The organism is Candidatus Woesearchaeota archaeon B3_Woes (assembly GCA_005222965.1).
Taxonomy (GTDB): domain Archaea; phylum Nanobdellota; class Nanobdellia; order Woesearchaeales; family B3-WOES; genus B3-WOES.
The window spans coordinates 840,794-859,383 of the sequence record NJBG01000001.1; the positions used below are offsets into that span (position 1 = coordinate 840,794).

Consider the following 18,590-nt stretch of genomic DNA (forward strand, 5'->3'; position numbering starts at 1 on the left):
AAGAAACTATTTCTTCAATTATGTCGCGCTTCGGATGGGTTGTTCACAAAGTTATTGAAAAATCAGATATAGTTCTGGAAGTATTAGATGCAAGATTCATAGACGAAACAAGAAACAAAGAACTTGAATATAAGATTAAGAATAGGAATAAGAAACTGATTCATGTAATAAACAAATGCGATTTTGTAAATAAAAAACACCTCGATAAAATAAAAAAAGACCTAGAAAACTGTGTTTTTATTTCTGCGACAAAACATCTAGGAACTACATTATTAAAACAAAAAATAACACTGCTGGCCAAACAAAAAAAAATAAAAGAACCAATAATCGGTGTAATTGGTTATCCTAATGTTGGAAAAAGTTCTCTAATAAACGCATTAAAAGGAAAACATTCAGCAAGAACATCATCAGAAGCAGGATACACAAAAGGAAAGCAGCTTCTAAGAATAAGTAAAGACATGATGATGATTGATACACCTGGAGTTATTCCAAGAGACAAAAACAAAGACCTAGATTTAGTACTAGTTGGAGCAAAAAACCCAACAACAATAAAAGATCCTGATTTAGCAGTTATAAAACTAATAATAAAAAATCCAAAACTCATAGAATCATACTATGATGTAGTACCAGAAAGAAACATAGAAAAAACAATAGAAAAACTAGCATTAAAACTGAATTTTAAGATAAAAGGAAATCTGCCTGATGTAGAAAGAACCTCAAGGAAAATATTAAGAGACTGGCAGTCAGGCAAAATAAAGAAATGATTCTAAAAATATACAATACATTATTAGAAGAATACAGCTATCAGGGTTGGTGGCCAGTAACTCCTTCAGGAAGTTGCCAAGGTAAACTAGAGCCTATCTATGGATTAAGAGCAAGAACAGACAAACAAAAACTAGAGATTATTTTTGGAGCAATTCTAACTCAAAACACCTCTTGGAAAAACGTAGAAAAAGCAATTATTAATCTAAATGAAAAAAACTTAATTAACATAGATAAGATTCTAGAGATTGAACACGAAAAACTAGCAAAAACAATTAAATCAGCAGGATACTTTAATCAAAAAGCAAAAAAACTAAAGAATGTCTCAAAATTTCTAAAAAAATATCCAATTTCTAAGTTAGAAAAAACAGATTTAGACAACGCAAGACAACTTCTCCTTAATGTTAATGGAATCGGACCTGAAACAGCAGATTCAATCTTATTATATGCTCTAAACAAACCAATTTTTGTTGTAGACGCCTACACAAAAAGAATTTTTACAAATTTAGGCTTAGTAAAATCAGAAGATACTTATGAAGATATCCAAAAACTATTCATGGATCATCTGCCAAGTGATGCAAAACTCTTTAATGAGTATCATGCCCTAATTGTTCAACACGCAAAAAAAGCTTGTAATAAAAAACCAAAATGTGATTTATGCTCTCTAAAGAAAATCTGTAAAAACTAAACCTCTTCTAACAACTTAATAACTCTTTTAACACCTAGCAGCATAATAAATCCAGCTAATTTAGGACCTTTTTCTTTATTTAACAAAACTCTATATGCTCCTCTAAAAAATTCTAAAGGTTTTGTTCCAGCTTCATTACATATGTTCATAAAATCTTCATAAAGTGAATTTTCATCATACTTTTTACTACTAAGCCTATCTTTTAAAATCCCTAAAGCCTTTTTCTGTTCAGAACTTAGAGATTTTTTAACTTCAGAAGAAACTTCTTCTTGTACTTCAAACTTCATATCATCAGGAGCGTGCTTTTCTAACCAATTACCAACGCATTTAGTTCTTAACTTAAGCCTTTCCTCATCCTCTTTGTTCTTTAAATCATAATACTCTTTTATTTTATCAAAATTTCCTTGATAAAGCTGATACATTGTTGTTAGATGCCTGAATAAAGGTTGGAAAGGCATTTTCTTAGAAAGTTCTACAGCACTTAACTCATAAATCCTTTTCTGCTTTTCAAATTCCCTCTTATCTTTAGCTTCCTCTTTTTTATAATAGATTCTCTCGCATCTATCAAAATCTTCATAATACTTTAAAACATCTAAATCAAATGATATTGCAAATTCTGATAAAGGCCTGGAACCAGCAAAAAACCACCTAACCATTGACGGCTCATAAACATCTAAAACATCTTTTAAAGTAACAACCACTCCCCCTGAACTTGAAAATTGGCCTCCTCCTTTAATGCTTATCCAGCCAAAACCATAACCTAATGCTGGCTTAATACCATAAACCTCTTTTGCAAGCTTTGGTGCAATATCAAAAACACCTCCAGAAGCATAATGGTCTTTACCAGCACTCTCAAAATCAACACCCTTATACTGCCAAAAAGCAGGAACCTGAATACGATACTTTAGTTTTATAAAACCCTTTTTTCTAAAATCAAATTTCTGCCAATTTCCATCATTATCTTTATATTCAATCTCATATCCACCAGGATACCTTGTTTCTGTAGCCTCAAAATGAGTCTTTTCATCATAAACAGAAATAGGTAGCCATTCTTCTGCTAAATCTTCTTTTCTATATTCATTAAGAAATTCTTTTATCTTATCTGTCTTCTCCAAAGCTGTTTTTATTTGGTCAGCTAAAACGCACTTCTGATATTGCTCGCTGTTTCTAATAATTTCAGGACTTAACCCAACAATTGGCAAATAATGTTCAAAATCTTCCTCAAAATGAGTTGTATAATTCTTATGTTTTCCGTCAATAACATCAGGAACATCTACTAAAGGTTTTCTTAAACACTTTTTTAAAACACCCTGTTTTGGCATATTTACAGGAACCTTTCTAAAAACATCATAATCATCCCAATAATGGCAGTGAATAGCCTTTTTCCCTTTATGTCTCAGAGCTTTTGCAATAAAATCTCCCATAATAAACTCTCTAAAATTACCGACATGTAGAATACCGCTTGGAGTTGCACCAGTAGCAACAACATACTCTTTTTTATTCCCCCTTTTCTCAATAATAGAATCTGCTGTCTGATCAGCCCAATGAGTTCCTTCTGATTCTTCAGTCATTCTAAAAACAAAAGAAAGGAGTTATATAAAGATTTCCCTATCTTGAATCATTAAGGTGTAGGATTTCTAATTATAGTTGTTCCCATATTCATGTCTTTTAATTCTTCTTGAGTTAAAGGTCTAGTTAAGTCAGGATTTGCTAATAGTCCTAATATTCTTTCTTTTATGATATTTGGTGTATCCATTGTTGATGATGCTTTTGGAAATGTACTAATTCCTGTTCTACCATCTTGATTAACTAACACATCATATTCTGTACTATAACTAAATCCCTCATCTACTGAAACAAACTCATTTCTATATAGTGCACCACCACCATTTGGATCACCCATTATATAATCAGCATGTATATCCATTTTTTCTCCTTGATCGTATTGTCCATTACCATTACTATCAGTAAAAGATCCTTTAATTACTCCTCTTGGCATACCTATTTCTTCTCCATTTACTTCAACACCAAAATGATGCACTTCTTCTCCAAAATGATTACTTACAACACCCATTTCTAAAGCATTACTAGCAAATTCTTTAACAACTTCTGAAACATCAACATCCCCAACAATGTCTTGGAATTCAGGAGGGGGAGGCATCAAATCTAAATAATCACTCAACCTACCATTAAAATCATAAAAATCACCAGCTACGTCCCTAGCTGTTGCCCCAACTTCATCTCCTGTCAACTCTTTTCCATTATAAATCATCCATGGAACACCCTCTCCTTCCCACCTTCCATCAACATACATAATATTTGTTCTCATCCCACTTAAATCACTTTGTGAAATTACACTATCTTCACTAAAAACAAACCTTACTACACTAGAAGCAGGAGATTCTGTTCTTCCATCAGCTAAACGCTCAAATGTAACAACTTCCATATCCACTCTAGAACCCCCTTCAATTTCATTTACAAAAATATTATTAATATCATCTGGCCCAGGTCCAACATTCCAAAACTCTATATCAATTTTATTATCCTCTTTTTCATCATTTGCAGTATCAATAAATAAATCAGAAGTAAAAGGATAAGGATAAGTTCTAGTTTCTGATTCCATTAGTATTATACTATTTCCATCATTTACACAACCTGGTGCTGCAGCTGCTACACCAATACAAGTATCCTTAGATACACCGATAGTTACCTGACTACTTTCATCTCTTTCTTCTTCCTCATTTTTAATAACCATAGTCAAAACAGAACCGCCATCTAGAGTAAGACTATTAAGATAATAATTATCACCAAAACTAACAGCCCCATCTAACAATATCATTTCTTTATTAACAATTTCATTATCTACAATACTTCTATGCATTATACTAACCCATCCATTGTCAACAACAGTTACTTTATTAGTTGCAATATCATAAACAAAAGGTAGATTATCAAACTCAGAATTAATCTCAATATCAAATATCTTAAGATTTTTACTAGTTATTTGTCCAGTTTCACTATCATAGCTAATCCTTTCACCATGAATCATAACATGTCCATGTTCAATAGTTGGATGATTGAATTCAGTACCTTCTTTAAGATCAACATTTTGAAACTGAATAACCCCATTAACAACATCAACACTACCACCTTTACCAAAATTAAACCTACCATTTGCTCCCCAAATCGTTCCACCATCTTGAATCTCTATTGTTCCAGTATAAGGCTCTTGATCAGAAGAAGAAACAAATACAGTACCTCCGTTCAACACAACAGGAAAACCAATATCAGTTAATACAGCATAACCTGTATTAATAAAAACCGTACCTGTGTATGGATCAATAGAAACATCATCTGGAGTAACTGTTGTTCCTTCTCCAAACAGTTCTATTAAAAATTCTTCTTGTTCACCTCTACTCATTTCATTATAAGGTTTTTGTTCATCATCAGAAATAACAACAAAAGAAAACATAACTAAAAAAACAACACTAATTACTAAGATTTTTGATTTATTCATCTTACCTATGGTCTTTCCCATTTTTCAACTTCTACGATAAATGAATCACTATCAGATTCTGTATTTACATCAAATACTAAGACAGTTACAGTATATCTTCCTTCTTGACCAGGTTCTGGTGCAAAACTCATATCACCAGTTGAAGGATTAATATTAAAATTAGGCAAAGAAGTTTCTACAGCAAACCAAATAGCATCTCCATCAGGATCTGTTGCATGTACAGGTGCTCTAACCAAAGCTGAAGAAACGTCATCCCCAACATAAAAATGAAGATCTTGAAGATCTTCAATTACAGGTGGATTATTTTCAGTAACAACCTCTAACTCAAACACAACACTACCTTCATTTCCATTATCATCCTCTGCTTTAATCATAACAGAATGTGTTCCTCTATCTTCTATATTTGGAGTAAATCTAATTACACCAGTATTTTCATCAATATCAAACAAACCAGAAAAATCACTAAATTTAAGATTAGTAGCATTTAATGAAACGACCTGATAAACAAATTCATAATCAGGGAAAGCCTGTTGAGGTGGTATTGATTTTAGTTGAATATCTTCAGCCACTGCTTGTAATTCATACCAACCATATTGGGCTGCAAAATTAAATAATAAAGTTTTCTCATCATCTAATAAATCATTAAAAATCAAAGAATAAACAACAGAATTATTATCACCATAAATTAAATCATAAGTAAAGCCATTATTATAAGCAGCTAATGATAAATGACCAATAGGAACAAAATCAGGATTTTTTTGGTGTTCTACAGCAAAATCTGAAAGAATATTATACAATTTATCAAAATTAAAATTATAATCCAAATAAAAACTCTTTATATCTGTTTTTGATTCCTGTTTTTTAACAGAAATAGGATACTTAACCTTCATATTAAGCATTTTACCCAAAGAAGTATCAACAGAAATACTGCCTGCATTAATCTCATATCCAATTTCCCTAAAAGATTCAAAATCATTAATACATTCTGGCAATTTATCTTCCATATACTTAGAAAATTCTCTTTCAATTACACTCTTCGAAGGAAACTTTGATTCTCCTAAATAAAAATAAAAAGGAATTTCAATAAATTCATAATCATAACCATCAACTACATTATAATAACCACCTTGTAAACTCAGCCATATAACTTCATCTTCAACAATATCCTTGATACAGTTATCAACATAATTTTTTATTGGAATAACATCAGCAGGTATTTTTGAAGTTTCTTCTATCCAAACATCCCCTCTCATTGTTAAGTCTGTTTGCATAGAAAAAAAGATTAAAGATGCGATAATAATAATCCCAATTATTATAAAAATAGTTACTTGGCCTCTTTTATTAAGCATAATCATATAATTTACTCTTTCATATATAAACTTTACTTTTTGAAATGGGCCCAAGGGGATTCGAACCCCCGACCTATCGCTTTCTTTTCTAGATTAAGAGGCGATCGCTCTAACCAGGCTGAGCTATGAGCCCGTAATCTAAAGAAAAAGAGATAGATTATTTATAAAACTAACTAAATTATTTTTTACCTCTAACTTGATTTAGCAACATTACGTTTGCATTTACTGCATCTCCATATCAAATATTCAGTACCAACTACTCTTTTTTTATCTACCTGTTCCATTTCAGAATTACATAAAGTGCATTTTGGATTTGTCATAATTCAGTTGTTATTGCTTTTCTTTTGATCTTGTTTCATAACATTCTTTGCAAAATGTATGTATTGTGTCTCCGTCATGTGAAGTTAATTTGCAATCGCTCGCGCCTTTTATCCATTTCCCACACGCTTCGCATTTATCATACATATTATTAACACAACATATAGAAATATATAAATCTTATGATAACTTTTTCAACTTCCCAAAATTATAAACTTTATCACCTATAACATAAACCTCAAAATTATCTAGCTTTTGTTTCAAAAAAGGAGAAAACTTTTTTACAGATGTTACATCCAAACCATAAACAAGCAAGTTAAAAGAAGGCATAACAATTAAATTCCTTCTCAAATACCTTCCTTTTAAAAAACACTTATACTTTTCAGCTCTTGCAGCATCTCTGATAGTTACAGCAGGATGCTCATGACCAATTATTATTGTTTTAACACTTTTTAATAATTCCTTTTTTACTAAAACATCACCATGAATAAGCAAAATATCATTTACTTTAACATAATTTGTTACCTTTACTTTTCTTTTATTTGCAATCGGACCTAAAATAGTGTCATGATTTCCTTTTACTAAGATAACCTCTTTACAATGATTGGATAAAAAATCCAACAACCTTAAAGTATGCCTCCACTCTGTTTCAGAAATCTTACCAAACTCATGCTTTATATCACCATTAACAATTATTCTATCTAATTTACCTGTTTTGCTTAATATTTTCTCTAATTTCAACACAACTTCTTTAAAACTTATTCTTGGAACAAACACTCCTTGTTTGTTAAGAGCCTCTTCATAACCAATATGAGTGTCTGATATTACCAAAATCTTCTCTTTTTTTAGATATAAAGCCAAATCTATTATTTCAGTATCTTTTAAAATTTCCATAGAACAAGTATTAAACAGGACTTTTTAAAACTAATTATTTTATAAATCCAATTACACTGTATATTTTTTTTGCAACATCCCAATCCATCCTCTCAATATCACACTCTTCATAATCAAAAGAACTACCTTCTAACTTTAAGGTAAACAATTGAACAACAGGTTTACCATCCTTATTAGTATCAACAACCTTTGCTAAATAATTCCGATGATCTTTTTCTTTCATATATACCTATTCCAACAGTACTATAAAAACCTTACTCTTTCAAAACGATAAGTTTATGTATTTCTTCAGATACTCTCAAAACATGGAAACAGAGTTTGAAGTCAAAATCCTAGATATAGATGTTGAACAAATAAAAAACAAGCTAGAAGAAGTAGGAGCTAAAAAACATCTAGAAAGAAGTATGAAAAGATATGTCTATGATGTAGTTTCCACTCATAAACATACATGGATTAGATTAAGGGATCAAGGAGATAAAGTAACACTAACTCTAAAACAAATACAACATGATGGTATTGATGGTACAAAAGAAACAGAAATAGAAGTCAACAACTTTGAAAAAACCAACCTTTTACTTAATAAATTAGGATTTCTTCCTAAAGCGTATCAGGAAAACAAGAGAATCAGTTACAAATTAGGTAATGTAGAAATTGAAATTGATTTCTGGCCTAAAATTCCATCATATCTAGAGATTGAAGCTAAATCTACTGAAGAAATAGAAAAAACAGTAAAATTACTGGGTTTTGACATGAACCAGACTACTTCTATAGGAGTTCAAAAAGTCTATGAAAAATATGGAATAAATATTGATGATTTCAAAGAACTAAAATTTTAGTTTTTATTTAGAATTCATTCTTTGCAAATATGTTATTAAGTTTTCCCTACTTGAGGAAGTCAAAGAATCTTTATCAATACTTTCTATATCAACCCATTTAATATCACTACATTTGCCTGGTTCCAATATTTTTGGAGTTCCAGATTTATATTTTGCAATAAAGGCAGGTGATACCCAATGTTGACCTTCTTCTTGTATTATATGATCCACAACTTCTAATAATTCTAAAATATCTATATCAAAACCAAACTCTTCTTTTATTTCTCTTTTGATGGCTTCTTCACATTTTTCACCAAAATCTACAGAACCACCCGGGAAGTCCCATTTTCCTGCTTCATTTCTCGATTTTGGACCGCGTTTAGCTAAGAATACTTTTCCATCTTCATTAAATATTAGTGCTCCTGTACCAACCCCAATATAATCAATTCCTTTTCTCATTAAAATTTAAGAAATCACATTTATATATAAAATTTACGTTAAGAGTGCCATCAAATCACCTAGAGAATTTAAAACACATTAAATTATAATAATGTGAGGGAGGGGATTCGAACCCCCGAAGGCACTAAGCCACAGGATCTTAAGTCCTGCACATTTGACCAGACTTTGTTACCCTCACATATATTCATAAATTATCCTCATTTATTTATAAATTTAACTAAAGAAAAAGTTTAACATTCAACAGTTGCTTCTAAATCATCAGGAAATGTTATTTCCTTAATCTCTGTATTTGTACCAGCATCTATAAGAACAGCTTTAACCTTTTTAGAATTATCAATTCCAACAAAACGACCTTTGTTTGAGAACCTGCCACTATCAACAGTAAATGTAGTACTCAAAGGAGCACCAGACAGAATCTTTATATTATCAATAAATGCTGACTTATCTTCAATCTCATCTAAAATTCTCCCTTCCCAAAGATAAAATTGTATTTCTCCTTCAAACGTTCTTTTATAACCATTTTTTATATATATACTCACACTATCAAACATTCCTTGATCATTATCCTCATCTTCTACACATAACTTAACGTCTGTTAGTAAAAATTCAACCTCTCCAGAAAGAGATGGAGTTGTATCATCATCAGTAGTTGTTGTAGTAACAGTAGTAGTTGCAGTTGTATCATCAGGAGGAGTAACCTCTTCAGTTGGAGTTGTATCAACAGCACCACATTCTTCTACTTCAGGACACTCTCCTACTTTTAATTTAACAACAGAAAATATAACCAACCCTATTATTATTAAAATATAAATAAGCCTTTCAAGATTTCTAGGAGTTATCTTAATTACAATTTCCCCTTCATGATGACTTCCTTCTTCCATCTAAAAAACATTTCAAAAGAAATATATAAATCTTTCTGTATCAAAAACAACAAATTTTAAATATGTAACAAAAACACAAGAAACTACGCCCTCGTAGCATAGTAGCTATTGCGCCACCTTGGTATAAACTACAAAAAGGTGGAGGTCGCGAGTGCAGATCTCGCCGAGGGCTTTTCTTTTAGCAACTTTTTTATATATCTTAACATTACTAAAATATTCAGGGGCCCATGGTCTAGCGGCTATGACACCACCTCGACATGGTGGGGATCGTGAGTTCAATTCTCACTGGGCCCATTCATATTCTAAAGATAAGTTGAAGGGACTTCAAAGCGTTAGCTTTGAATGTCGCTTATTGCATATCAAATGGGCGTAACCATTTGAAAGAATTCTAAAGCAGCTTTTTCATCTTAACAGCATCACCAAAAGGGTCAGGGCTTTCATTAATTATTGTTACATCTATTTTATACTTTTTCAAATAATTAAACAGATCTTTCATATCTTTTACTTCTGTTAACAAATGCCTTCTTTCACCTTTGTCAGTCCACTCAATACCAGAAAAGTGCGCATGAATATGACCTAATGGTTTTAGCTTTTTCATAACTTCATCATAATCTATTTTTCCTTTATTCCTAGCTCTTAAATGAGCAAAATCAACACACAAATTACAACCTGTTTCTTTCTTTAATCTGATTAATTCATCTAAACTACCAAACTGAGAGGCTTTTCCAGTTGTTTCAGGAGCCAGAACAACCTTCCACTTTTTCTCTTTTATAACTTCCATCATATCCAGAATCTCTTTTTTAATAGTATGATAAATTATTTCAGGGTCTTTCTTTTGATAAAAACCAGCATGAAACACAATATACTTGGCTCCTAAATAATGACCTATTTCACAACTCTTTAAGATTCTTGATTTAGAAGCATGAACTTTTGGCCTTTCAAACGAAGCTAAATTAACAAAATAAGGAGCATGAATACTAAACCTTAATTTTAATTCCTTGTTTAATTTATTAAGTTTTACAGCATCTTCTTTTTTCATCCAAATATTATAAGTAAATTCTACTTCAACTGCATCTAATCCTAATTCTTTAATTCTTCTAAATCCTTCTTCAGAACTCCCGCCTGTCCCAGCAGGCCCAATTAATATCTTCCCCATCTTAAAATCTCTGTATTATTTTATATATTAAGCTTTCTATTGGATTATGGTAAAAGGAAAAGATTTTTAAAGATAAACTTCTTAATAAACTATGTAGCTATAACATTAGTAAATGGGCGAAAATAAATGAAAAAAAAGAGTGGCACACCTAATTCTAAAATTAAAACAATAAACCTTATAAAGAATAATTCATTCTTTTTATTAGAAAGAAATTTATTACTATTTAAAAGGAGTTAAAATGACAGAACCAGAAGAAAAACAATCAGAAGAAGTTCCTAAAGAAGAACCGAAAGAAGAAGTAGAAGAAAAAAATGAAGAGGCTGAAGTAGTTCAACCCTGTTCTGTGAAAGAAAGCCCAACAGAAATTGAAGTAATCAAAAAGATAGCAGAAACCTATATGGAAGATGTGCAAAGTATAAATGAGATAAGAATAATTTACACAAAAAGAATAAATGGTCATTGGAAAGTTCTAGTTAAATATTCAACTACTCAAGACCCAGAAATAGTATCTATGCTAATGATAAATTGGGAAACTAAGAAAGTTGATGCCTTCAAAGAAGGAGTTGTAATGTTTTAAACATGGGGCAAATAAAAAAAGACATAGTTGTGCTTGGTTCTAATAATAAAGGCAAGAAATTAAGGGCACTTTTTGATACTGGTGCAACACGTAATTATATAAATGAAAATTTTATTGAGACTAATGGAACGATTTATGATATAGGTATTAACGAATATCATAAAAAATGTGATGTAATATTTGTTGATGGAACTGAAAGGCAAGGTCAGATTATTAAATTAGAATTATTAAATATTGAAGGATTTCAAATAAAAAAACCGAAATTCTGTTTATTCAATATGACTTCATGTGATGTTATCATAGGTGCTAAATTAATGCAACAACTAAAGATAGTTCTTAATCCTTCTATTAAAAAAATAAGTTTTGGTTAGTTTCTATTTCAAACTCTTTCTTAATTATTACACAAAGCCTTCTATTAGGCACTACAAAATACACTCTTTTTAACATGGTAATAAGCTCTCTAAGGCCCTAAAACAAGCATTTCAGCTAATATACAGAAAACTATACTATTCTTCAAATATCTGAGCCTGGAACTTATATACCTTAGTATTAGCATCTTTCCAAGCATCAGAGCTTAAATTAGCCTTTTGACAAGTCATTTCCAAAGCCTTAATAACATCACAATTATATTCTGCAAATACCTGAGGCAATAATAAACCAGAACCAAACTCAGATCTAATAATCAAACCATCTTCACCAATCTTAATCTTATCTAAATACTCTTTAGAATCCTTAACATCAATCAACTCAGGAACACTTAAAACAGACATCTCAATCTTAACATCTTTAAACTCATCTTTATTCAAAGGATTAAATCTCGGATCTCCAAAAGCAGCTGATTGTGCAGCTTCACTAACAGCCTTATACAAAGGCAAAGTAGGCTCTGGAAAACCAATACAACCTCTTAATTGTTTATTCAAATTCAGAGTCACAAAAACACCCTGTTTAGTCAAAAATCTCTTCTTAATATCTTCACTAATCTTTAAATCTGAATCAGAAAAATAAGAATTAATACTCTGCCTAGCCAACTTAATAAGTTCTTTTCCTTCTCCTTGGTTTAGTACCATAGAATTATTTTAATTCCTTTGATAAATCTTTACGTGTTTTATCTGCAAAGGTCTTTAGCTTTTTTACTGCACTAAGCACAGCATTTCTAGGATTTGCACCATCAGTCTCAACCAAAAACTTAGGAATATTAATAAGAGGATGTTCTACCTTATATGTAGCTGTTTTTACATGGCTGTCCTCTAATAACCTCTCTTTAAGCATATTGCAAAAGCCATGAGAAACATCGTCAATCTCAAAAACAAATTTGTTTTTCCCCTCTTCAATTTTTTTGATTTCCATAATAATACAGAGAAAATGAGCTTATTTAAAAAGGTTTCTAAATCTTCTCAAACACAAAACAACTGACGTTTATCCTCTTTATTCTCCGACGATGAAACCCCATTGTCTGCTTCAGAGGCCATGAAAAATCAATAGTTTCCTTCAAACTAAAGCCATTATCCTTTGAAAAAGATGAAATAAACCCCTTACTCTCACTTTTATGAAAAGAGTATATTGTTTTAGCTATCTGAACAGCCTTTTCAAGAAAGGTTTTATCAGCATGTCTCACTTTTACCCCAAAAGGAGGGTTCATAATGACTGTATCCACCTTTTTATCAAAATCCACTACATCTTGGCATACAAATATAGCCTTTCCCCTTATTAACGAACTCTCACTTTTTATGTGTAAATAGTTGGATTTTGCTATATCTAAACTGCTTTTATCGTTATCTACAAAATATACCTTTTTTGCCCCCAATAATAAAGCCCCAATACCTAATATACCTGTACCACATCCCAAATCAGCCATATTACAACCACTTACTCTTTGCGCATAAAGAGCATGCCAAAGAACATCACTAGCTATTTCAGAATCTACTATATATTGTTCAGCCATCACTTTGGGATCTTCAAATCCTTTTAATTTGCTTAAAATAATCCCCAACCTTGATTTTGATATTTCAACCATTTTATTTTTTAATCTTTATTTTTATTTAAATCTTTTGCCAATCTTTAAATTAATTTTTTTAAAATAAAATTTTTAATCATTTTTTAAAACAAAAATAAATTCAAAACCTATATTTTTAACAAAAAATAAAACAAAAAAGTCATTCCCATTTCATTCCCAACATAGTCCCATTTTAATTCATAACAAAAAAAGTTCTCTGTCGATATTCTTTTCTATTCATTCCCAAGTCATTCCCAGATAGTCCTAAGACATTCCCAAGATAGTCCTGGGAATGACTCTTCTACCGTGTTAAAGTCATTCCCAAAATAGTCCTAGGACCATCCTGGGAACATCCCATATAGTCCCATTAAATAGAAATCTTTATATATGATAATACATACTTTACACTTAACATGAAGCTTTTTTCAACAAAAAAAAGAGATGAAAATCTTCATTATACTTTACAAACTTCTTTCCAAGGAGTTAAAGGAGACATCTCCAAAATATTTGAATGGCTTAACTACCTTTACAACAAAACAATCCAACAGGAAAAAGTTATCCATCATCTTCAAAAACAAATCATGTATGTTCCAAAATCAAGTGAGGAGTTAAGACAGTTAATGGATTCCTACTACTCCATCACACCTTTAGAAAATAAAGTTGATAGACTAAACTCAAAAGTTGATTCTCTCTACCAATCTCAACGTACAGTTCTCTCATTAAAATACCAAATAGAGCATATTCAAGCGAGAATTGAAACACTATCAAAATCATCTTCTGTAAACCATCTAATACCTCAAATAGAGAGGATAAATACTAAAATTGAAGAGTTAAATGAGGAACAAAAAACCATTAAAAACAGCATAGAACAACAACAACTAGAAAAGCCAGATCCTAATGTTCCACCTATCCACTTAAAAGAAAAACTCATTAGAAAAATCGCAAGATCGAGTAAAGAACACATAAAAACCATCATTAGAACATTGATAATGAAATACGGAAAAATCTCAGCTCTACAACTAAGAGACATCCTTGTAGAAGAACAAGCACTCTGCTCAAAAAGCACATTCTACAGGCTTTTAGAAGAACTAGAACAAGATCATGATATATCAGTTATTCACGAGAAAAAAGAGAAAAAATACGTTTATGATACGCTTAAAGTAAAGTAAAAAATATCTATTGTAAAATATAAATATATTTAAAGAATCAATTTCCTAAAAAGCTTGGGTGCAAAAAAGGTGTTGTCAAATTTTAACTTGAAAAAGATTTCTTCTTCGGTAAGGTCCCTTTTTAATTCCAACAAAAAACTAAAAAAAGAGATAGAAATCCTAAAAGAGCAAGTTGAAGATCACCTAAGTTCAATCAACCAAAACACAAACGAGATACAATCAAACTACGAATATTCTCTCAAAGTTGACCCAAGAATAAACAAACTATCAGAAAGAATCGACGAAATGTCAATGGTAATAGGTCTGAATAAACACAAAAAAAACCCTGAAATGCCAAAGCTAACCACAATCGAAAAAGAGATCTTTTTAGCTCTTTATACTCAATGTGAAGAAAGAGAGTACACAACCTACAAAAACATCTCAACAAAAGTTAGGCTATCAGAAACACTTGTAATGAACTATCTAACAATCTTAATTGAAAAAGGAATTCCAATCATAAAGAGCTATTCCGACGACACAACAAAGATCAAATTAAGCTCATATTTCAAAACACTACAAACAAAGAAAAACGTATTGAAAATCAACGCAGATTTCTCTAAACAAAGTGCCCTAGCACATTTCATAGAAGGATAGGATTTTAAAGGCCTTTTTTGCTTAAATTTCTTTCAAAACATAGAAATCATTAATCCAACCACATTTCAAGGCCTAAAATCAAAAATAAAGGCAATTTTATTGAAAATGCAACACTTCTCAGTATTCTGTTTCATTTTTAAGGCATTTTTTGGCCAAAACACAACATTTAAATACAAGTGTTGCATTTTTTAGTGAAATTAAAGCTTTGAAAAAGGTTTATGGCTTTTTAATTTAAAGCTTTGAAAAAGGTTTATGGCTTTTCAAAATGGCAAAAAAATTTAACGAATACTATCTTGGATGGGATGAAATAAACAGCATCATAGCTGCAGCTAAAAATCTAAAAGAAAGCCTAGTTCTAAAGCTGTTAGCAAGAACAGGAATGAGGCGCTTTGAACTAGCTAACCTAAAAGCAAAAGATGTTGATTTTGAGAGGAAAAGACTATTTATTGCTAAGGGAAAAGGAGCAAATGAAAAAGATCCAAAATCAAGATCAGTTCCAATTGACGATGATACCATTCAAGTAATAAAATTCTATTTAGAAGGCCGAAAAACAGGCTTTTTAATCCAAAGCAATAAAAAAACCTCTGATGGCATCTCATTAAGCCAAATAAACCGTATTGTGGCTAACGCAGCCAAAAGAGCGCATGTTAATAACCCAAATCCAAATCTAAAGAACCTAAATCCTCATATCTTTCGTCATAGCTTTTCTCGACTGAGTTTAGCAGCTGGAATACCCTTTAACATGGTCCAAAGAATTGCTGGCCATGCAGACGCTAGGACTACTTTACAAATGTACGGAATTCCTTCAATAACAGACACTCAAGAGCTCTATGAAGAAAAGCTAATAGAGAAATTTAAGCAAAAACCAAAGTCAAAAAACAATACAAAATTGACAAAATTCACAGAAAAATCAAAGTAATCATATAAATAATTTGTGGTTGATTGTCGTCTATTAAATTAACCATTTATATGAATTATTGTCTTTTAAAACAAATATTATAATCTATTTGTTCTATTAAAACTATTACAAAATAAATATTAAATAATATTGTTCTTCATTATAAATATTCTAAAATATATTTTAAAAGATATAATTAAAATTTTTAATCAAAAAGTGAGCGAAAAATACAGTGAGCACTCACTTTTGCTACGGCAAAAGCCTAAAAAAGAGTTCATTAGGCACCACAAATAGCACCCTTTTAGAGCTTTATAGGCCTTATAAGGCTTGATTTCAGACGTTTCAGCCATTTTAGAGACTTCACTAAAACCAATACTCAATATAGATTATAATTAGAACCTTTAGTAAGAAATCAAAAAGTGAGTTTAATTAGGTGACTACAACATAATAAAAATGTAGACACCTATTTGTATTGTTTTCTATACTCTAATATAAAAAACCTTAATGTGGGTTTTATATCATTATCTTTATCAAATTCCTGAAGAACCCTATAATACTTTTCCCTATCTTTTAATCTAATATTTAATGGAGGATAATCAAATTGAAGCAAAATATAATTTAATAGTAATCTTCCAACTCTTCCATTCCCATCTTGGAATGGATGAATATTCTCAAATTGATTATGGACAAGAGCAGCAAGCAATAAAGGAGGGTACTTCTTTTTATGTTCATTAAACCATCTAACTAAATTCTTTAAAAGTTTCTCAACATCTTTTACAGGTGCGCCTTGGTGAATTACTTTACCTATTTTATCTCTAATAATAACTTCAACATCTCTTAGTTCTCCTGCAAAAGATTTGGTTTTATCAAAACATAGCTCATGAAGTTTTCTAATAAAACCAATAGAAAAATCATCCTTAGTTGTTTTTATATATTCAACAGCCTTTGCCACATTAATTGTTTCAATCTCATCATTATTTTTTGGTTCATCTTTTTTTCCAAGAAGATCTTTAACCTCAGAATAATCTACCATTGACCCCTCAATAGCATTTGTATTAAAAACAAATTCTTGTGTGAATCTTTTCCAATTTACTTGAAAATGGTTTATTTCTAATTTATTTTCATATTTTTTATAATATCCAATTTCTTCTTTGCTTAACTCAAATTCAAACAAACTTTTTTCTTTAATCTGTTCAAAAATTATTTTTTCGGATATTTTTTTTAATTTTTCAAGCGTTTTTTTATCTAAATCAGAACCAAGATATCTTGAAATTCTATTAACTTTATCTCCTAACCTATAAGAATGAATTAAATAATATTTTTTCTTTTTACCTTGCTTTCTAATTTCAATAAACATTATTAACATATAAGGTGTCTACATTTATAAAACTTTGCTTTTTTGTAGACACCTATTCTTTATTAAAAAACAATCAAATCAAAAGTTATTGCAAAATTTTATAAAAACAATACTAATTACATCTAATTATGATTGAGGCTGTTTTATTCGATAATGATGGTACTTTAGTAGATTCAGAACCAATGTATTTTCAAGCAGCTAAACAAATCTTTAACCCCCTTTTACCTGATGGTGTCGAGATAAGCAAAGCAGAATACATACAAAGATGGATGCTTGATCAAACAGGGAGTAGAAAATTAATAAAGGATTATAACCTTGATGTTAATGTGGAAGATGTTCTAAGAGCAAAAACAGCATTATGCATCCGACTAATCCAAGAAAGATTACAAATAATGCCTGGTGCTCAACAATTAATAGAAAGGTTTTATGGTGACTATCCTCTTGCATTAGTATCTTCTTCTCAACGAGAAGAAGTAATAGCCAAAATTAGTAAATTCGATCTCTTAAAATATTTTGAAATAGTATTAGGGGAAGAAGACGTCGAAAGAAAAAAACCATATCCAGATCTTTGGTTAAAAGCCTGTGAAGAAATTGGTGTAGATCCACAAAACACAATAGCTATAGAAGATAACCCCTCTGGAGCAATATCTGCTGTTAGAGCAGGTATTGGAAAAGTATTTGTTCATCCAAGTGGATTCATTGAAGAAAAAATGGAATTTCCGAAGAATGCGTTATTGTTGATAGTCTTGATGAAATTACCCCTTAGCTTTGAAAAACAACCAATTCTTTTCTTTAAAATGAACTAGAGTAAATCTTCCTTTTAGTTTTTTACCGTGAATAATAGCAACAATCTTATTCTCCTTAACACTCTCAGGCTCCCAAAAACCTTTATCCCATATCTTAACAGAACCCTTACCATAACCTTCTGTAATTTTACCTTCAAAATCCATATACTCAACAGAATGATCTTCAACTAGAATTGCTAATCTTTTAACACCTTCTTTTGAAGAAGGCTCTTTAGGAATGGCCCAAGATCTAGCAACATTATCTATTTCTAGACGTAAATCATAATGTAAATGAGAAGCATCATGTTTTTGTATAACATATTTTAGTTTTTTTACCAT

General features: G+C 30.7%; 22 protein-coding genes and 4 tRNA genes. 10 read left to right on the forward strand and 16 right to left on the reverse strand.

Features of this window, described 5'->3' with window-relative positions; all coding sequences use genetic code 11:
- Positions 1-20: 20 nt before the first annotated feature.
- Both CEE44_04530 and CEE44_04535 read left to right on the forward strand, forming a co-directional pair.
- Complete coding sequence (locus CEE44_04530) at positions 21-764, forward strand: GTPase (GenBank protein ID TKJ17771.1); 744 nt, start codon at positions 21-23, stop codon at positions 762-764.
- The gene (locus tag CEE44_04535) at positions 761-1,450 is read left to right on the forward strand and encodes an endonuclease (GenBank protein ID TKJ17772.1); all 690 of its coding nucleotides are present in this window, start codon (positions 761-763) and stop codon (positions 1,448-1,450) included. Before CEE44_04530 ends, CEE44_04535 begins: the two co-directional genes overlap by 4 nt.
- Here the strand turns inward: CEE44_04535 and lysS are convergent.
- The 6 genes from lysS to CEE44_04565 all read right to left on the reverse strand — a co-directional run bounded on the left by lysS (position 1,447) and on the right by CEE44_04565 (position 7,751).
- Complete coding sequence (lysS, locus tag CEE44_04540) at positions 1,447-3,021, reverse strand: lysine--tRNA ligase (protein ID TKJ17773.1); 1,575 nt, start codon at positions 3,019-3,021, stop codon at positions 1,447-1,449. The two genes, CEE44_04535 and lysS, sit on opposite strands and share 4 nt — an antisense overlap.
- A 50-nt stretch (positions 3,022-3,071) precedes the next feature.
- Positions 3,072-4,988, reverse strand: coding sequence for a hypothetical protein (locus CEE44_04545; protein ID TKJ17774.1), 1,917 nt, complete (start codon positions 4,986-4,988; stop codon positions 3,072-3,074).
- Positions 4,973-6,316, reverse strand: coding sequence for a hypothetical protein (locus tag CEE44_04550; protein TKJ17775.1), 1,344 nt, complete (start codon positions 6,314-6,316; stop codon positions 4,973-4,975). The genes CEE44_04545 and CEE44_04550 overlap by 16 nt, the downstream gene beginning before the upstream one ends.
- A 45-nt stretch (positions 6,317-6,361) precedes the next feature.
- Positions 6,362-6,449 (reverse strand) — tRNA-Lys (locus CEE44_04555).
- A gap of 365 nt (positions 6,450-6,814) precedes the next feature.
- Entirely contained in the window at positions 6,815-7,528 is a 714-nt protein-coding gene (locus CEE44_04560) for a phosphoesterase (protein ID TKJ17776.1), read from the reverse strand.
- Positions 7,529-7,562: 34 nt separating this feature from the next.
- Positions 7,563-7,751 (reverse strand): hypothetical protein, encoded by a 189-nt coding sequence (locus tag CEE44_04565; GenBank protein TKJ17777.1) that lies wholly within the window; start codon positions 7,749-7,751, stop codon positions 7,563-7,565.
- 82 nt (positions 7,752-7,833) lie between these two features.
- On the opposite strand from CEE44_04565, the gene CEE44_04570 reads away from it, so the two are divergent.
- On the forward strand, positions 7,834-8,364 hold the full coding sequence (locus CEE44_04570; protein ID TKJ17778.1) for an adenylate cyclase: 531 nt from the start codon (positions 7,834-7,836) through the stop codon (positions 8,362-8,364).
- Between the two features lie 3 nt (positions 8,365-8,367).
- Here CEE44_04570 and CEE44_04575 read toward each other — a convergent pair whose 3' ends face one another.
- The 3 genes from CEE44_04575 to CEE44_04585 all read right to left on the reverse strand — a co-directional run bounded on the left by CEE44_04575 (position 8,368) and on the right by CEE44_04585 (position 9,683).
- Positions 8,368-8,802, reverse strand: a complete 435-nt coding sequence (locus CEE44_04575; protein TKJ17779.1) for a DNA mismatch repair protein MutT — start codon at positions 8,800-8,802, stop codon at positions 8,368-8,370.
- 92 nt (positions 8,803-8,894) lie between these two features.
- Positions 8,895-8,980: transfer RNA gene (locus CEE44_04580), tRNA-Leu, on the reverse strand.
- Positions 8,981-9,032: 52 nt separating this feature from the next.
- The gene (locus tag CEE44_04585) at positions 9,033-9,683 is read right to left on the reverse strand and encodes a hypothetical protein (protein ID TKJ17780.1); all 651 of its coding nucleotides are present in this window, start codon (positions 9,681-9,683) and stop codon (positions 9,033-9,035) included.
- Between the two features lie 87 nt (positions 9,684-9,770).
- Between CEE44_04585 and CEE44_04590 the strand changes: the two genes are divergently transcribed.
- Both CEE44_04590 and CEE44_04595 read left to right on the forward strand, forming a co-directional pair.
- A tRNA-Thr gene (locus CEE44_04590) sits at positions 9,771-9,855 on the forward strand.
- Positions 9,856-9,904: 49 nt separating this feature from the next.
- Positions 9,905-9,977 (forward strand) — tRNA-Val (locus CEE44_04595).
- Between the two features lie 94 nt (positions 9,978-10,071).
- Here CEE44_04595 and CEE44_04600 read toward each other — a convergent pair.
- Together CEE44_04600 and CEE44_04605 are read right to left on the reverse strand one after the other, a co-directional pair.
- Complete coding sequence (locus tag CEE44_04600) at positions 10,072-10,839, reverse strand: endonuclease IV (GenBank protein ID TKJ17781.1); 768 nt, start codon at positions 10,837-10,839, stop codon at positions 10,072-10,074.
- 262 nt (positions 10,840-11,101) lie between these two features.
- Positions 11,102-11,299, reverse strand: a complete 198-nt coding sequence (locus tag CEE44_04605) for a hypothetical protein (protein ID TKJ17782.1) — start codon at positions 11,297-11,299, stop codon at positions 11,102-11,104.
- Between the two features lie 119 nt (positions 11,300-11,418).
- On the opposite strand from CEE44_04605, the gene CEE44_04610 reads away from it, so the two are divergent.
- Complete coding sequence (locus tag CEE44_04610; GenBank protein TKJ17783.1) at positions 11,419-11,787, forward strand: hypothetical protein; 369 nt, start codon at positions 11,419-11,421, stop codon at positions 11,785-11,787.
- Between the two features lie 135 nt (positions 11,788-11,922).
- Here the strand turns inward: CEE44_04610 and CEE44_04615 are convergent, their stop codons facing one another.
- The 3 genes from CEE44_04615 to CEE44_04625 are packed head-to-tail and all read right to left on the reverse strand — an operon-like array spanning position 11,923 to position 13,430.
- The gene (locus tag CEE44_04615; GenBank protein TKJ17784.1) at positions 11,923-12,483 is read right to left on the reverse strand and encodes an AMMECR1 domain-containing protein; all 561 of its coding nucleotides are present in this window, start codon (positions 12,481-12,483) and stop codon (positions 11,923-11,925) included.
- 4 nt (positions 12,484-12,487) lie between these two features.
- A complete protein-coding gene (locus CEE44_04620; GenBank protein ID TKJ17785.1) occupies positions 12,488-12,763 on the reverse strand; it encodes a DNA-directed RNA polymerase subunit L in 276 nt (91 codons plus the stop codon).
- A gap of 37 nt (positions 12,764-12,800) precedes the next feature.
- A complete protein-coding gene (locus tag CEE44_04625) occupies positions 12,801-13,430 on the reverse strand; it encodes a DNA methylase (protein ID TKJ17786.1) in 630 nt (209 codons plus the stop codon).
- A gap of 392 nt (positions 13,431-13,822) precedes the next feature.
- Between CEE44_04625 and CEE44_04630 the strand changes: the two genes are divergently transcribed.
- The 3 genes from CEE44_04630 (at position 13,823) to CEE44_04640 (ending at position 16,130) form a co-directional block, all read left to right on the forward strand.
- Entirely contained in the window at positions 13,823-14,578 is a 756-nt protein-coding gene (locus CEE44_04630; protein TKJ17787.1) for a hypothetical protein, read from the forward strand.
- Positions 14,579-14,632: 54 nt separating this feature from the next.
- Complete coding sequence (locus CEE44_04635) at positions 14,633-15,211, forward strand: hypothetical protein (protein TKJ17788.1); 579 nt, start codon at positions 14,633-14,635, stop codon at positions 15,209-15,211.
- Positions 15,212-15,476: 265 nt separating this feature from the next.
- Positions 15,477-16,130: a hypothetical protein gene (locus CEE44_04640; protein ID TKJ17789.1), complete on the forward strand. Its 654-nt coding sequence runs from the start codon at positions 15,477-15,479 to the stop codon at positions 16,128-16,130.
- 442 nt (positions 16,131-16,572) lie between these two features.
- Here the strand turns inward: CEE44_04640 and CEE44_04645 are convergent, their stop codons facing one another.
- Entirely contained in the window at positions 16,573-17,466 is an 894-nt protein-coding gene (locus CEE44_04645; GenBank protein ID TKJ17790.1) for a cell filamentation protein Fic, read from the reverse strand.
- A 128-nt stretch (positions 17,467-17,594) separates the two neighbouring features.
- On the opposite strand from CEE44_04645, the gene CEE44_04650 reads away from it, so the two are divergent.
- On the forward strand, positions 17,595-18,272 hold the full coding sequence (locus tag CEE44_04650) for a hypothetical protein (GenBank protein ID TKJ17791.1): 678 nt from the start codon (positions 17,595-17,597) through the stop codon (positions 18,270-18,272).
- Here CEE44_04650 and CEE44_04655 read toward each other — a convergent pair.
- On the reverse strand, positions 18,222-18,590 hold the full coding sequence (locus tag CEE44_04655; GenBank protein ID TKJ17945.1) for an ATP-dependent DNA ligase: 369 nt from the start codon (positions 18,588-18,590) through the stop codon (positions 18,222-18,224). The two genes, CEE44_04650 and CEE44_04655, sit on opposite strands and share 51 nt — an antisense overlap.

What these genes read in the sequence shown, in the direction of transcription:
- CEE44_04550 (TKJ17775.1), bottom strand. Translation starts at nt 6,316, where the DNA reads ATGCTTAATAAAAGAGGCCAAGTAACTATTTTTATAATAATTGGGATT.
- CEE44_04630 (TKJ17787.1), top strand. Translation starts at nt 13,823, where the DNA reads ATGAAGCTTTTTTCAACAAAAAAAAGAGATGAAAATCTTCATTATACT.
- CEE44_04570 (TKJ17778.1), top strand. Translation starts at nt 7,834, where the DNA reads ATGGAAACAGAGTTTGAAGTCAAAATCCTAGATATAGATGTTGAACAA.
- CEE44_04615 (TKJ17784.1), bottom strand. Translation starts at nt 12,483, where the DNA reads ATGGTACTAAACCAAGGAGAAGGAAAAGAACTTATTAAGTTGGCTAGG.
- CEE44_04565 (TKJ17777.1), bottom strand. Translation starts at nt 7,751, where the DNA reads ATGAAAGAAAAAGATCATCGGAATTATTTAGCAAAGGTTGTTGATACT.
- CEE44_04650 (TKJ17791.1), top strand. Translation starts at nt 17,595, where the DNA reads ATGATTGAGGCTGTTTTATTCGATAATGATGGTACTTTAGTAGATTCA.
- CEE44_04545 (TKJ17774.1), bottom strand. Translation starts at nt 4,988, where the DNA reads ATGGGAAAGACCATAGGTAAGATGAATAAATCAAAAATCTTAGTAATT.
- CEE44_04620 (TKJ17785.1), bottom strand. Translation starts at nt 12,763, where the DNA reads ATGGAAATCAAAAAAATTGAAGAGGGGAAAAACAAATTTGTTTTTGAG.
- CEE44_04575 (TKJ17779.1), bottom strand. Translation starts at nt 8,802, where the DNA reads ATGAGAAAAGGAATTGATTATATTGGGGTTGGTACAGGAGCACTAATA.
- CEE44_04530 (TKJ17771.1), top strand. Translation starts at nt 21, where the DNA reads ATGTCGCGCTTCGGATGGGTTGTTCACAAAGTTATTGAAAAATCAGAT.
- CEE44_04585 (TKJ17780.1), bottom strand. Translation starts at nt 9,683, where the DNA reads ATGGAAGAAGGAAGTCATCATGAAGGGGAAATTGTAATTAAGATAACT.
- CEE44_04655 (TKJ17945.1), bottom strand. Translation starts at nt 18,590, where the DNA reads ATGGTAAAAAAACTAAAATATGTTATACAAAAACATGATGCTTCTCAT.
- CEE44_04625 (TKJ17786.1), bottom strand. Translation starts at nt 13,430, where the DNA reads ATGGTTGAAATATCAAAATCAAGGTTGGGGATTATTTTAAGCAAATTA.
- CEE44_04610 (TKJ17783.1), top strand. Translation starts at nt 11,419, where the DNA reads ATGGGGCAAATAAAAAAAGACATAGTTGTGCTTGGTTCTAATAATAAA.
- CEE44_04640 (TKJ17789.1), top strand. Translation starts at nt 15,477, where the DNA reads ATGGCAAAAAAATTTAACGAATACTATCTTGGATGGGATGAAATAAAC.
- CEE44_04605 (TKJ17782.1), bottom strand. Translation starts at nt 11,299, where the DNA reads ATGACCATTTATTCTTTTTGTGTAAATTATTCTTATCTCATTTATACT.
- CEE44_04535 (TKJ17772.1), top strand. Translation starts at nt 761, where the DNA reads ATGATTCTAAAAATATACAATACATTATTAGAAGAATACAGCTATCAG.
- CEE44_04560 (TKJ17776.1), bottom strand. Translation starts at nt 7,528, where the DNA reads ATGGAAATTTTAAAAGATACTGAAATAATAGATTTGGCTTTATATCTA.
- lysS (TKJ17773.1), bottom strand. Translation starts at nt 3,021, where the DNA reads ATGACTGAAGAATCAGAAGGAACTCATTGGGCTGATCAGACAGCAGAT.
- CEE44_04645 (TKJ17790.1), bottom strand. Translation starts at nt 17,466, where the DNA reads ATGTTTATTGAAATTAGAAAGCAAGGTAAAAAGAAAAAATATTATTTA.
- CEE44_04600 (TKJ17781.1), bottom strand. Translation starts at nt 10,839, where the DNA reads ATGGGGAAGATATTAATTGGGCCTGCTGGGACAGGCGGGAGTTCTGAA.